This window comes from Fontibacillus phaseoli (genome assembly GCF_003337355.1).
Lineage (GTDB): Bacteria > Bacillota > Bacilli > Paenibacillales > Paenibacillaceae > Fontibacillus > Fontibacillus phaseoli.
Genome location: NZ_QPJW01000001.1, coordinates 221,557 through 234,912 on the forward strand (window position 1 = coordinate 221,557; position 13,356 = coordinate 234,912).

9 protein-coding genes are annotated in these 13,356 nt (G+C 49.2%); all 9 read left to right on the forward strand.

The annotated features are described in order from the left end of the window. Positions 1-151: 151 nt before the first annotated feature. Positions 152-1,639, forward strand: coding sequence for an arabinosylfuranosidase ArfA (arfA, locus tag DFP94_RS01085; protein WP_114494601.1), 1,488 nt, complete (start codon positions 152-154; stop codon positions 1,637-1,639). 32 nt (positions 1,640-1,671) lie between these two features. Next, positions 1,672-3,006, forward strand: coding sequence for an ABC transporter substrate-binding protein (locus DFP94_RS01090; protein WP_114494602.1), 1,335 nt, complete (start codon positions 1,672-1,674; stop codon positions 3,004-3,006). Between the two features lie 69 nt (positions 3,007-3,075). Continuing rightward, positions 3,076-3,972, forward strand: a complete 897-nt coding sequence (locus DFP94_RS01095) for a carbohydrate ABC transporter permease (protein WP_114494603.1) — start codon at positions 3,076-3,078, stop codon at positions 3,970-3,972. Beyond that, complete coding sequence (locus DFP94_RS01100) at positions 3,972-4,808, forward strand: carbohydrate ABC transporter permease (protein WP_181872984.1); 837 nt, start codon at positions 3,972-3,974, stop codon at positions 4,806-4,808. Before DFP94_RS01095 ends, DFP94_RS01100 begins: the two co-directional genes overlap by 1 nt. Before the next feature lie 73 nt (positions 4,809-4,881). Then, on the forward strand, positions 4,882-5,850 hold the full coding sequence (locus DFP94_RS01105; RefSeq protein ID WP_114494604.1) for a glycoside hydrolase family 43 protein: 969 nt from the start codon (positions 4,882-4,884) through the stop codon (positions 5,848-5,850). Positions 5,851-6,093: 243 nt separating this feature from the next. Then, on the forward strand, positions 6,094-7,185 hold the full coding sequence (locus DFP94_RS01110) for an ArsR/SmtB family transcription factor (protein WP_114494605.1): 1,092 nt from the start codon (positions 6,094-6,096) through the stop codon (positions 7,183-7,185). Between the two features lie 55 nt (positions 7,186-7,240). Next, positions 7,241-9,055, forward strand: a complete 1,815-nt coding sequence (locus DFP94_RS01115) for an ABC transporter ATP-binding protein (protein ID WP_114494606.1) — start codon at positions 7,241-7,243, stop codon at positions 9,053-9,055. Further along, the gene (locus tag DFP94_RS01120) at positions 9,052-10,950 is read left to right on the forward strand and encodes an ABC transporter ATP-binding protein (RefSeq protein ID WP_114494607.1); all 1,899 of its coding nucleotides are present in this window, start codon (positions 9,052-9,054) and stop codon (positions 10,948-10,950) included. The genes DFP94_RS01115 and DFP94_RS01120 overlap by 4 nt, the downstream gene beginning before the upstream one ends. A 292-nt stretch (positions 10,951-11,242) precedes the next feature. Continuing rightward, entirely contained in the window at positions 11,243-12,787 is a 1,545-nt protein-coding gene (locus DFP94_RS01130; RefSeq protein WP_114494609.1) for a response regulator transcription factor, read from the forward strand. Positions 12,788-13,356: the final 569 nt, after the last annotated feature.

Below are 13,356 nucleotides of genomic sequence, written 5' to 3' on the forward strand. Positions count from 1 at the left end.
AAGATTTAGGTTTATGTATTTACATGACACTTCTTATGTGTTATTTTATACCTGTAAGCGGATTCATTCAAGTTATTTCGAAAAGGTTTAGGATTATATAAAACGGAAGGTGATAGACTTGTCGTCAGCATCAACAGCACCCCGAGCAAAAATGATTGTGGACAAATCGTTCAAGATCGCCGAAGTCGACCCTCGAATTTATGGCTCCTTTGTCGAACACCTGGGAAGGGCGGTCTACGGAGGAATTTATGAATCTTCCCACCCCGCTTCGGACAGCAACGGATTTCGCAAGGATGTTAAACAGCTGATTCAAGAATTGAATGTTCCCATAATCCGCTATCCCGGAGGAAACTTTGTGTCCGGATATAACTGGGAGGATGGTGTCGGCCCGTTAAACGATCGGCCAAAACGCCTGGATCTCGCCTGGAGGACAGTGGAGCCGAACGAAGTGGGTACGAATGAGTTTACCCGCTGGGCGCGAGAAATCGGGTCGGATGTCATGATGGCGGTTAACCTTGGAACCCGGGGCGTGGATGCGGCCAGAAATCTGCTGGAGTATTGCAATCATCCGGGAGGCAGTTACTGGAGTGATCTGCGAAAGAGGCATGGGTATGAACTGCCGCACGGCATCAAAACCTGGTGCCTGGGCAATGAAATGGACGGACCTTGGCAAATCGGACAGAAGACCCCGCAGGAATATGGTCGATTGGCTTATGAAACAGCAAAGGCCATGCGCCTCGTTGACCCGAGTATCGAGCTTGTTTCGTGCGGCAGCTCCAGCACGGGGATGCCTTCTTTTCCGGAATGGGAAGCGATTACGCTGGATCATACCTATGAGGTCGCCGATTTTGTCTCACTCCATCAGTATTATGGCAACCGGGATAATGATACGGCCAATTTCTTGGCCAGATCGATGGACATGGAACATTTTATCCGGACGGTAAGCGCCACCTGCGATTACGTCAAAGCGAAGAAACGCAGCAAAAAAACGATGTATCTGAGCTTTGATGAATGGAATGTATGGTATCACTCTAATGAAGCGGACACCAAAATCGATCCTTGGACCGTTGGCCCGCCGCAATTGGAAGACGTATACAACTTTGAAGATGCCTTGCTTGTCGGCAGTATGCTGATTACGATGCTCCGCCACGCCGACCGGGTCAAAATGGCTTGCCTGGCCCAGTTAGTCAATGTTATAGCGCCGATTATGACCGAAAACGGGGGACGTGCCTGGAAACAGACGATTTTCTACCCTTACTTGCACGCTTCCCGATATGGCCGCGGCGTTTCGCTGTTGCCGATCGTTGACTCGCCAAAATATGATGCGCAGGATTACACCGATGTCCCTTATCTCGATAGCGCCGTCGTATACCGCGAAGACGTCGAGGAAATTACGATTTTCGCCGTCAACCGCCATCTGGAGGAAGCGCTCGAACTGGAGTGCGATATCCGGGGATTCGAGAACTACCGCGTAGTCGAGCATATCGTGCTTGAAAACGAGGAGTTGAAAGCGGTTAATACGGCGGATGAGGAAAAAGTCAAACCTCATTCCGGCGGAGGGGCGGAGTGCCGGGACGGCTTCGTACATGCCCGCTTATCCAAAGCTTCCTGGAATGTTATCCGTTTGAAAAAGGCTTAGGCCGCAATCAATCATGTGGGAGGGTCAAAGGTATGAAAAAGAAATGGTTTATTATGTTTTTGGTGCTGGCAATGGCAACAATGTTGGGGGCATGCGGCGGCAAATCTTCCGGAAATGCCGGCGGGGAAACATCCGTCATGGAAGGCGGGGCCGGCGAGAATGCGACCGAATTGTCCTTGTGGACTTTCGTGGAGCTGCACGGCCAACATTTTGAAAGCATGTTGAAGAAATGGAACGAAGCCAACCCCGATCGTCAAATCAAGCTGAATGTAACGGTGATGCCTTATGACGATATGCATAACAAGCTGTCCATCGCGGTGCAAACCGGTGTCGGTGCTCCGGATATCGCGGATATAGAGCTTGGCAAATACCCGGACTTCATGAAAGGGACCCCGCAATTGGAATCGTTGGATGATGTGATTGAACCTTATAAAGGGACTGTCGTCCAATCGCAGCTCGACCTTTACAGCAAAGACGGCACCGTATATGGATTATCTACGCACGTAGGTGCTTCCGTGGCTTTTTATAATACGGAAATTCTTGAAGCGGCCGGCGTTGATTATAAAAACATCGTCACTTGGGACGATTTCAAGACAGCTGGTATGCAAGTATACGAAAAAACCGGCAAGTACATGGGAACGGCCGACACAAGCGCTACTTGGCAAGAGTCCATGCTGCTCGCGCAGCAAGGAGCGGACTTTACAGATGATGCCGGCAACCCGGTTGTGAATAGTGAAGCAATGGTCAAAGGGTTGACCATGATGAAAGACCTGCAGGACAACAATGTGATCGCTACCATCGCAGGCGGACAGCCCGATACGGAAGAAGCTTACGGCGAATTCAATGCCGGCAATTACGCAACCGCATTTATGCCGCTGTGGCAAATGTCCCGTTATACCAACTATATGTCCGACCTTGCCGGTAAAATCGCGATCGCTCCTTTGCCCGTGATGGAAAAAGGCATGCCACGCTCCTTCGGCGGCGGCGGTACGGCAACCGTAGTGACTAAAACGGCTAAAGACGTACAATTGGCGAAAGAGTTTATCGCCTACGCCAAACTTTCTCTGGATGCCAACATCGATATTTGGGATACGCTTGGTTTTGACCCGATCAACATGGACGTGTGGGATATGAAAGACGTAACTCATAACCCGGAGAATCAGTTCGTTAAATACTTTGTTAATAACCCGTTTGACGTCTTGAATGAAATTAAAGATGAAATTCAGCTCATCAAATCGACTCCTGCCAGCCCAACCATCAACAATATACTCTGTACCGTCACGCTGAACGAAATTTTTGAGGACGGAAAAGACATCAAGCAAGCGCTGGATGATGCTCAGGCCCAAATCGAACAAGAATTGAAGTAAGCTATGGTATCAAGACTTGAGGGCTGCTCTTTTACCGGGGCAGCTCTCTTCTAAAAGGGGTAGGAAGCTATGATAAAAAGGTTCTTGTACTCGCAAAAGGTCGCTCCTTATGTGTTTGTGCTGCCGTTTGTCGCGGTTTTTATCATTTTTTGGGTATACCCGTTGGCAAGCTCGTTTACGATGAGTTTTCAGAAGGTGACGCTCGGCCAGGAGACGCAATGGATCGGCTTCGATAACTATTCCAAGCTGATGGGCGACGGAGTTTTCCTAAAGGCAATTACCAATAGCGCGATCTATATGATTTTTACTTTGATCATTTTAATCCCTTTTCCGATGTTGTTCGCGGTGCTGATTAACAGTAAGTCAATGTGGGGAAGGGAATTTTTTAAATCCTCCTTTTTCTTTCCGGCGCTTACTTCGGTAGTGGTGGCAGGCACGATCTTTCGCCTGATGTTCGGTGAAATGGATACTTCCCTGATTAACAGCGTACTCGGTTTTTTCGGGATTGACCCGGTTAAGTTTCTGAAAGGCCAGGCAACCGGTTATATTGCACTGCTGGTGCTGGCTACCTGGAGATGGACGGGGGTCAATATGCTGTACTTTTTATCGGGTTTGAAAAATATCCCGGACGATTACTATGAAGCCGCCTCCATCGATGGAGCTTCCAAATTCCAGCAATTTACGAAAATTACGATGCCGCTCCTGAAGCCGACGACGGTTTACGTGCTCACGATCAGTATTTATGCCGGTCTGGCTATGTTTATTGAGAGCATGATGCTTTGGAACGGCAACAACTCGCCGAAAAATATCGGTCTTACGATCGTCGGTTATTTGTACCGACAAGGGATCGAGAAGAATAACCTGGGCTACGCGGCTACGGTGGGAATCGTTCTGCTCGCCATAACGATGATCATCAACCTGACCCAATTGGCGTTTACCGGCCTGTTTAAGAAGGAGGAGAATTAATGGTGAAAAAGCAATTTGCGTTCAAGATCTCCCTCTTCGTATTCTTTACGGTTCTTTGCGTGTTAGTGTTGATTCCGTTCTATGCGATTACTCTCGCTTCTTTTAAACCGGGCGAAGACCTAGTAAGAAACGGTCTGAATTTAAGTTTCGATTTGTCCCGGATGAGCTTTGATAACTTTATCTTTTTGTTTACGGGCAATCATTCCTACTTTACTTGGTTCTTCAACTCGTTGTTTCTGACGGTCGTTCAAGTTGCACTTACCTTGATTGTCAGTGCCACAGTCGCTTATGGATTTTCGGCCTATGAATTTAAAGGGAAAAATTTTCTGTTTATCTGCGTGCTTCTGATTATGATGGTTCCCTTTGAAATATTGCTTCTGCCGCTATATACGCTTACGAACAATATCGGGCTTATGAATTCCTATTCCGCGATTGTTCTGCCCGGAATTGCGAGCGCGGCGACAATCTTCTTCTTCCGGCAATATTTAAGCGGGATTCCGAAAGAAATCATTGCCGCGGGCCGTGTGGACGGTGCATCGGAATACGGGATTTACATGCGTTTGATTCTGCCCGTCATGAAGCCTTCCTTTGCTGCAATGGCGATTTTGAACGGGATGAACAGTTGGAACAACTTCCTGTGGCCGTTCATGGTTCTTAGCAATTCAGACAAATATACGTTGCCGATCGGCTTGAAAACACTGCTTACGCCGTACGGGAATAATTATGATTTGCTTATTGTAGGATCTTTCTTTTCAATCGTTCCGATCTTTATTTTGTTCATGGCGTTCCAGAAGTACTTTATCGACGGCATGACGGCGGGTGCGGTGAAGGGATAATCATGTAAATGGAATTGGGACGGAGTGGAGACAAATAATCATTTTGGATTACTAGCTAAAAGGAGAAACCTGCATGGACACAAATAGAGAATATATCAATCCGGTTGTGGAGCGGAGAGCGGATCCGTGGGTTTATAAACACCGTGATGGGTACTACTACTTTACGGCCTCGGTTCCGGAATATGACCGGATCGAAGTGTGCCGTTCGACCACCATTCAGGGACTGAAGGATGCGATTCCTGCGGTGGTATGGCGGAAATATGAAACCGGACTGCTTAGCGCCAACATTTGGGCACCGGAAATTCATTATATTCAGGGGAAATGGTATATCTATTTCGCCGCCGCAAGAACGACTGAAACGCAAGACGGCTTGTTTGATCACCGCATGTTTGTGCTTGAGAACGATGCCGTTAATCCGCTTGAGGGTACTTGGGTAGAAAAAGGTCAAGTTCGTACCCGCTGGGAATCGTTCGCCCTGGATGCCACGACGTTCGAGCATCAGGGTGAACAGTATTACGTATGGGCGCAAAAGGATCCTGACATCGAAGGCAACTCGAATTTATATATTTCCAAAATGAGCAACCCTTGGACGCTGACCGGTGAACAAGTAATGATTTCGACTCCGGAGCACCCGTGGGAAATCATCGGCTTTCGCGTCAATGAAGGAGCGGCCGTGCTCAAGCGGAACGGACGAATCTTCATTGGCTATTCGGCCAGCGCCACCGATTTCAATTATTGCATGGGCCTCCTGACAGCTGATGAATCGGCTGACCTGCTGGATCCGAAATCGTGGAAGAAATCGCCGAAGCCCGTTTTTCAAACGAATGAAGTTACGGGGCAGTATGGGCCGGGGCATAACAGCTTTACGGTGTCGGAGGACGGTCTGGATGATGTGATCATCTATCATGCCCGAAATTACAAAGAGATCACAGGGGACCCGTTATATGACCCGAACCGCCATACCCGGGCCCAGGTGTTCCATTGGAACGAAGACGGGACTCCGAATTTTGGCGTACCCGTGAAAGATGGCGACCCCCGCTAAGATTTGAGCGAAAGACCGTTTGGCCATGGGCCAAGCGGTCTTTATTGTTTCTGTCTCTGCTGGGGATGGCGGCATGATCTTCTTTGATTTCACGCCGGGGAGTCGAAGTCTTTTCGTTGGATTTTCGGTGGAATCCAAAGATTGACAAAAGCAAAGAAAAGGGTTAATTTAACATTAAGTAAATATTAAATCTTATTGATAAATACCATTATTTAAAGTTCTTCTAAAAAGGAGGCGATTCATTTGAAAGTCCCACTCAAGAAGAATATCAGTTTTGCGTACAATGAAGCGTTTGAACTGATCGTAACGATGGGCATGTTCGCTTGTGAGCGCCAGATGGCTCAAGCGGCCGAGGAGTATAGAATTGAACTGGATCCGCTGCTTGAGACGATATACGAGGATGCCAAAAGGAAAATGTCACCTCACATGCTTCGGGAAATGCAGTTTTTTTTCGAATACGAATATTTCCATAAAGCTTTGGATTATGCGTTTTATGAATCCATTGCCGCTTCGCCTGAGCCTTTGAGCGCAGAGGCTTGGATATTGCTCCTGAAGGATGCCGAGGCGGAAAGAATGGTCGTGAATATGGCCTATGGCGTTTATTACGACAAAATGGAAGATCTTCTCCAGGACCGTCCATGGGAAGATATGTACGAGGACCTGCCCGGATTGATTCAACGGGTGCGACTTATAACTCCGCTGGAGGAAGTAAAGGCCGCGCAGCAGCCGCTTCTTGAATGCCTGGCCCATCCGGAAGAGACCAAGCAGCGTTATTTGCAGTTGATCTCGCAATTTTACCGTGAGGTGTTTGCGGATTGGTCCAAGGTCATCCGGGAGGAATGCGAGCGGGCTATGATCCGGTACGAAACGTTTTTTCAAGGGGATCCCGAACGGTTTATCAGAGATATCCATAAATCCGATCCGGACCTGTTTCACACCCCGTCTGCCTTCCATGTGAGTTTCGTATCCCAGGTTGGGAATTATCACATGTGGCCGTTGAACAAACCGTATTTCTGGGTGATTTTCGGCGTTCATAACGACCGGGTTTTCGGCCCGGCGGCGGAACGGGAAAAGGCGGAATTATTTTTCAAGGCGCTTTCGGACAAGCGGAGAATGGACCTCGTTATGCTGCTTCGGGAACGGCCTCGCTATGGCAGCGAACTCGCGGCTGAATTGGGGATTACGCCGGCCGCGGTGATCTATCACGCGAACTTCTTTTTCTTTCTGGATCTCGTGGAATTCAAGAGGAGCGATCACCGGTTGTATTATCACTTGAATAAGGAGAGACTTCGCGAACTTCTGGAGTTGACGTCAAAAGTCATGCTGGATGAATAAGCAGCAGGGGGGAACCGATATCGACTGAGCAGTTGGGAGAAGGGGAGAAGGCGGAATGGGAACCGACGAAGTTAAAGAGAATTCCGGTACGGCCGGAATAAGTATGGGGGCCGGCGTTGCACTAAAGCGGTTAATATCGCTCGGCAGGCCGTATCTGGGGCGGTATATTGTTTTGTGTATTCTGGCCGGTATTTTGGCGGTGAGCGGGGTACTTCTGGCGGAAGGATTGCGCAAAATTATAAACGCCGCTGTCAATAAAGATTTATCCGGACTCGTTTCCGGCGTAATATTTGCAGTTATCGTAGTTGTTACGGATGCGGCAGGTAATTTCATTAGTTCGTATTTGTCCGGTACGCTGGAAATCAGGTCAACGGCAAGCCTGCAGGCAAGCATCTTGTCAAAGTTATTGCGCTCGAAAACAAAGGAACTGGAGAAGTATCACTCGGCCGATTTGATCAGCCGAATTCAGGACGCGGCGCCTGCAGCCCAAAGCGGGATCAACGAGAAGTCGATTGCATTGTTCGGAAATTTGCTTCAGATCGTATTTCTGTTGTCTTATTTGTTGTCGCTGCAATACATTTTGACCTTGGGAACCCTGTTGATCTGCATCTTGCTGCCGCTTGTAATGATCCCGTTCAGCCGCCGGATGCGCAATTTGCATCTGCAGAGGGAACAGGCTGTGGCAGAGCAGCAGGCTTTTGTCCAGGATGCGCTGCAGGGGGCTGAAGTGGTACGCGCTTTTTCGCTCGCTCCGAGGCTCGGAAGACAGTTCCGGCAACGGTTGGACCGAATTACCTCGCTTCATTTAAAAGTAACCCGTCTTGAAGCGGTGGGATACAATATGCCGTTCGCGGTGGTCCTCGGCGGCCTGCTGTACGTGCTCTCCTTCGGCGGATATCTGGTTATTCAGGGGCGCCTGGACGTGGGGGCGGTGGCGGCTTTTCTCATCACCTTTGATTCCATTACCAGGCCGGTTTCCCGACTTTCCAATCTCTGGACGGAGCTGCAATCGGCTTTGGCTCAGGGCAACAGGGTCTTCGAAATCGTCGATCTGGAGGAAGAGAAGACCCGAAGACAAAGCGATGCCAAGATCAGCGGCGACCTGGGTACCGTGTCGTTTCATGAGGTTTCCTTCGGTTATGGCAGCCATGATCCGGTACTCAGAGACTTGTCGTTCGATATTGAAAAAGGAAAGGTAACCGCCTTCGCCGGGCCTAGCGGGAGCGGAAAAAGCACGATTCTCAGCCTGTTGATGGCCGTCTATGAGCCGGTGAAGGGAAGCGTTGAATGCGAAATGGGAGCCATGGCAGAAATTCCTCCTGGCGAGTGGCGAAGCAGAATGGCTTATGTGTCGCAGGAACCTTATCTCTTCTCTGGAAGTATTTGGGAAAATATCGCCTGGGGGCGGGCTGACGCCGATTTGCCGGCAGTTAAAGATGCGGCCCGTGCGGCGGGGATTCACCAATTTATCGAAGGGTTGCCGCAAGGCTATGAAACCGTGATCGGGGAGCGAGGGTTGACCTTGTCCGGAGGGGAACGGCAGCGGCTTGCGATCGCCCGCGCTTTTGTGCGCGAACCGGAAATACTGCTTCTTGACGAACCGACCGCCGCGCTCGACAGCCAGCATGAGGAGATCATTCAACGGGCTCTGAGCGAACTGATGCGGGGCAGAACCACGGTCGTTGTCGCGCACCGGCTGTCTACGATCAGGGACGCGGACGTGATTTATTATTTGGAAGCGGGTTCGATTCTGGAAACCGGAAGTCATGAATCGCTGATGGCGGAAGACGGAAGGTACCGGGCGCTGGTGGAAAAAGGATTGCATTCACCGGAAGCTCCGCTCGTCCTGGCGGAGGGAGGAAGCCTATGACGGCCAAAACCAATTCGGAAAGTAATCCGCCCTTAACCGTCTGGTCCGCGTTTCGCCGATTAGTAAGCTATGCTGGCCTGTACCGGGCCGGTTTTCTGGCCGCCATTCTTTTGCTCGGCGCTAAAATGGTTATAGATATAGGATTTGCTACGGTTCAAAAATTGTTTATTGACACTATTACCAATTCGGACATGGACGGCCTGCGCCGGATTACGGTTCTATGCGGAATCGCCTGCGTCATTATCTTGGTCTGTCTGATCTTCCAGCATTATTTTCGTTTTGCGGTTCAATTCCGCATGACCTGGGATTTGCGATCCCGGCTGTTCGACAAAAGTAACCGCCTTTCCTTTCAGGAGATTCAGGGTATGCATTCCGGCGACCTGTCTTCGCGTAACAATAAAGATGCAAATTCGGCGATGAGCATGGTCAGCAACATCGTGTATGAGCTTTTATATAACTTGATGCTCACCCTGGTTTCGTTTATTTATCTGGCCCGCTCGGATGTATGGATCGCGCTGCTTGCGCTCGGTTCCGGACCTGTCGTGTTTTTCTGCAGCCGTTTTTTTGACCGGAAACTGCGTCGTTTATCCGTAGAAATTTTTGCCCGGGATGCGGGGCTCAGGTCATTGCTTCAGGAAGTAGTTCAGGGAATGACGGTGGTCCGGGCTTTCGGAATGGAAGATGCTTTGCTTAAACGGTTTGTGGATGAGCGGGCTCAGTTGGGGGTGTTGCAGCGGAAAAGAACGGTATTGATCGGCCTGCTGTGGCAGACCTCCGGCTTTGTCAATAACGCGGTCATGATCACCTGTTCGGGTCTAATAGCTTATTCAGCCCTAGGAGGCGGGATGACTGCCGGGGGCGTATTAGCATTCGTCTTATTAATTGGCAGGGTTCAGTGGCCTTTTGTCCATATGTCCCAGACTTGGGGATCGGTTCAGGAGGCGCTGGGCGCTTCCGACCGGATTTTTGAAATTCTCGACAAAAGAACGGAAGACGATGGGGAGGAACGACAACGGGAAAGCAGCACGGAATTTCAGGCTTCTGTCACGAATACCGAATTAGCTGCAAAGACATATGGAGAAACAAACCTGGCCCCGATGGTCTCTAAAGGGCTCGAAGCTAAATGTGAGCAGCCGGCAATTTGTCTCAGGGAAGTGGATTATGCGCATGCATCCTCTGCGGAAACGGAGAATACAGGTCTTTTCAACGGCCTGAATCTTGAGATTCAAGCCGGGGAAACCGTCGCTATCGTCGGGCCTAGCGGTTCGGGAAAATCGACGCTCGTTCGCCTTTGCTGCGGACTTTATCAGCCGAATGCAGGCAGCGTTTCACTCTATGGCATTCCTTTGCAAGACCAGCTTCAAAGGGGACGGATGCTTACGACTTATGTGCCGCAGGTTCCGTATCTTTTTGCGGGAACGATAAGGGATAATATCGCCTTTGGAAGCGAAGAAAAGACGGAAGAAGAAATTACGGCAGCCGCCCGAATGGCTGGGGCCGATGATTTCATAACGAAGCTTCCGGAGGGATATGGAACACAGATTGGGGAGCATGGAGCATCGCTTTCCGGAGGGCAAAAGCAACGCCTTGCGATTGCAAGGGCCTTTTTGCGGGAAGCTCCGTTGCTGCTGCTGGATGAAGCTACTTCGGCTCTTGATAACGAAACGGAAAGTCTCGTCCAGCGTTCGCTTGACTTATTGATGCAAAACCGTACGACTTTAGTCATTGCCCACAGGCTCTCTACCATACTGAATGCCGACCGGATTCTGGTGATGGAACAGGGACGGATCGTTGAGGAAGGCACCCATGAATCCTTATTGGCCCAACAGGGCTTGTATGCAAAATTGTACCGGATTCAGTTTCAAGAAAGCGAGGAAGCAGCCCGGGCGGTTTGAGCTTACTAAACTATGAAATCCGTGACAGCAGAAAGAATCTTTCGAATCGCGCAAGCGGATCGAAAGATTCTTTTGTTTCTTTTCAAAACATCAAAATAGTGCAACAAATGAACAGAATTATGTTTGAGAGAATTTCAAATTTCCTTATAATTAAATGTAACCGCTTTATTTCTTTCCTGCTGGGGAAGGATATTATTTGCGTTTTCAAAATATCGAAAATTTTATTTCTTATTATTGAAAGTTGCTGGACGGAAGGCCATAATGAGATCTTTCCGGCAGGGGGAAACTAACTATGATTAAAGTGCTTATTGTGGATGATGAACCTAAGTTGAGAGAAGGACTTCGTACATTCATCGATTGGTTCGCTCACGGTTATATTGTCGTAGACACGGCGGCAAACGGCAACGAAGCATTGGAAAAATACAAAATCTACAGACCTGACTTGGTGATTGCGGACATCCGGATGCCTGGGATGGATGGACTTCAACTGATTCAGCAACTTCGCGTGCTGGATCCGATGCTGCATGTTCTGATTTTGAGCGGGTATGCGGACTTCGATTATGCTAAAAAGGCTATTACGCACCGGACTGACGGGTATTTGCTGAAGCCGGTCGATGAAGAAGAATTAATAGATTATTTGCAAAAAATCAAGCAGCAGATCAGCGACGAAAAAATCGCCGAGCTTTGGCAGCATACGACGAGGGAATGGGGCAGAGAAGTATTTATCCGATCCCTGTTGAATGAGAATGAGGAAGAAAAGCCGACGCTGGACAAGGCGGAGGAACTGGGACTCCTGTGGAAAAGCTATCAGGTTTTGCTGATCAATTTGCATATGGAGGATGACTCGGACACGGAGATTACGGCTCGCATGAGAAAAAAAGCAGTCGAGTTATTCGAGCAAATCGGCCGTGGTTATGTGTTCAGTTATCATACGCAAATCGGTATACTCTTGAAAACTCCGATTCTCGGAGTTGAAATGGAAGAGACTTACAATAAAATTAGAGAAGCAGGTATCGGTGCGGGAGTGGATTTTACGGCGGCTCTAGGTCCGAAGGTATTCAATCTGGAAGAAGTATGCCGTTCCTATGCGGCGGCCCGCGAACTGAATAAGAATCATTTTTTTCATGGTAACGGCAAGCTTCTGAGTCTGGAGACCGTTCAGGAGGGCCAGGCGACGAAAGAATCCGGAGAATGGCCAACCGAACCCCTTCATGAGCAGCTTTACTATACAGTGGAAGTAGGCAACCGGGAGACGATGAGATCGCTGGTTCGCCGCACGGGTCAAAGTCTGGTGTCCGATGGCTTGAGCGAAGGGGAAATCAAGCGCCGTTTCGTGGAAATGTTGGCTTCGATTCTCGGCAAGGGCCTCCAGCAATCTCCGGAACTTCAGAGCCGTAGTAAGGAGTTCTCGGATTATTTGTCGGAAATTCATAAAGTATGGACGTTGGAAGGCGTTTACGAAAAAACAGAATTTTTCCTGGAACAGATGATGAGCGGACTGGGCGAAGGCGGAAAACACCGTGAGGTGAAAATTATGCTTGATTTGATTCACCGCAATTTCAGCGACAATTTGAAGCTGGAAACTCTTTCGGGAATCTTTAATTATAACAGCGCGTATCTTGGGAAATTGTTCAAGAACGCTACCGGGGAATACTTCAACACGTATCTGGACAAGGTGCGGATTGAGAAGGCCAAGTCCCTTCTTGAAGAAGGATTGAAGGTATATCAAGTTGCCGAAAAGGTCGGCTATACGAATGTGGACTACTTCCACAGCAAATTCCGGAAGTATGTGGGGACATCCCCCTCCGCCTACCGCAAAACCGCCAACCACGCGTAAGGTAATTCAAAAACCGGCCTTTGATCACGAAGGGGTTACGTTGGAGTGGATTCGGCGTCGAATCTGGGGTTCAGCCAGGGCCTTCCGGTGCTCACGTAGGCTTTCCCTACGCTCCGCTCCTCAGTCCCTGACTTTGCCCCACCTTCTCGGTGCTGAAAAGCCGGTTTTTGAATCTTGATTTAATGGGTAATTCAAAAACCGGCTTTTGATCACGAAGGGGTTACTGAGAAGTAGATTCGGCGTCGAATCTGGGGTTCAGCCAGGGCCGAAGCGTATGCTTTCGAAGTATGTTTCCTCCGGAAACATTTGAGGTGCTCACGTAGGCTTTCCCTACGCTCCGCTCCTCAGTCCCTGACTTTGCCCCACCTTCTCGGTGCTGAAAAGCCGGTTTTTGAACTTGATTTAATGGGTAATTCATTTTATTTTCAATGCGATTTGAAAATAAAATGCGGCTTCATGATTTGGGCCCGAACGTGAAGACTACTATAATGCAGTGGATGGGTTGCCCCAAAAGTATGGATCCCCGGAATAAAAGGAATATTACTTTAAGGCATTATGGCCGACCGGCA

Bases quoted from the DNA above. Each gene is read 5' to 3' on its own strand.
- arfA (WP_114494601.1), top strand. From the start codon at position 152: ATGATTGTGGACAAATCGTTCAAGATCGCCGAAGTCGACCCTCGAATT.
- DFP94_RS01090 (WP_114494602.1), top strand. From the start codon at position 1,672: ATGAAAAAGAAATGGTTTATTATGTTTTTGGTGCTGGCAATGGCAACA.
- DFP94_RS01095 (WP_114494603.1), top strand. From the start codon at position 3,076: ATGATAAAAAGGTTCTTGTACTCGCAAAAGGTCGCTCCTTATGTGTTT.
- DFP94_RS01100 (WP_181872984.1), top strand. From the start codon at position 3,972: ATGGTGAAAAAGCAATTTGCGTTCAAGATCTCCCTCTTCGTATTCTTT.
- DFP94_RS01105 (WP_114494604.1), top strand. From the start codon at position 4,882: ATGGACACAAATAGAGAATATATCAATCCGGTTGTGGAGCGGAGAGCG.
- DFP94_RS01115 (WP_114494606.1), top strand. From the start codon at position 7,241: ATGGGAACCGACGAAGTTAAAGAGAATTCCGGTACGGCCGGAATAAGT.
- DFP94_RS01120 (WP_114494607.1), top strand. From the start codon at position 9,052: ATGACGGCCAAAACCAATTCGGAAAGTAATCCGCCCTTAACCGTCTGG.
- DFP94_RS01130 (WP_114494609.1), top strand. From the start codon at position 11,243: ATGATTAAAGTGCTTATTGTGGATGATGAACCTAAGTTGAGAGAAGGA.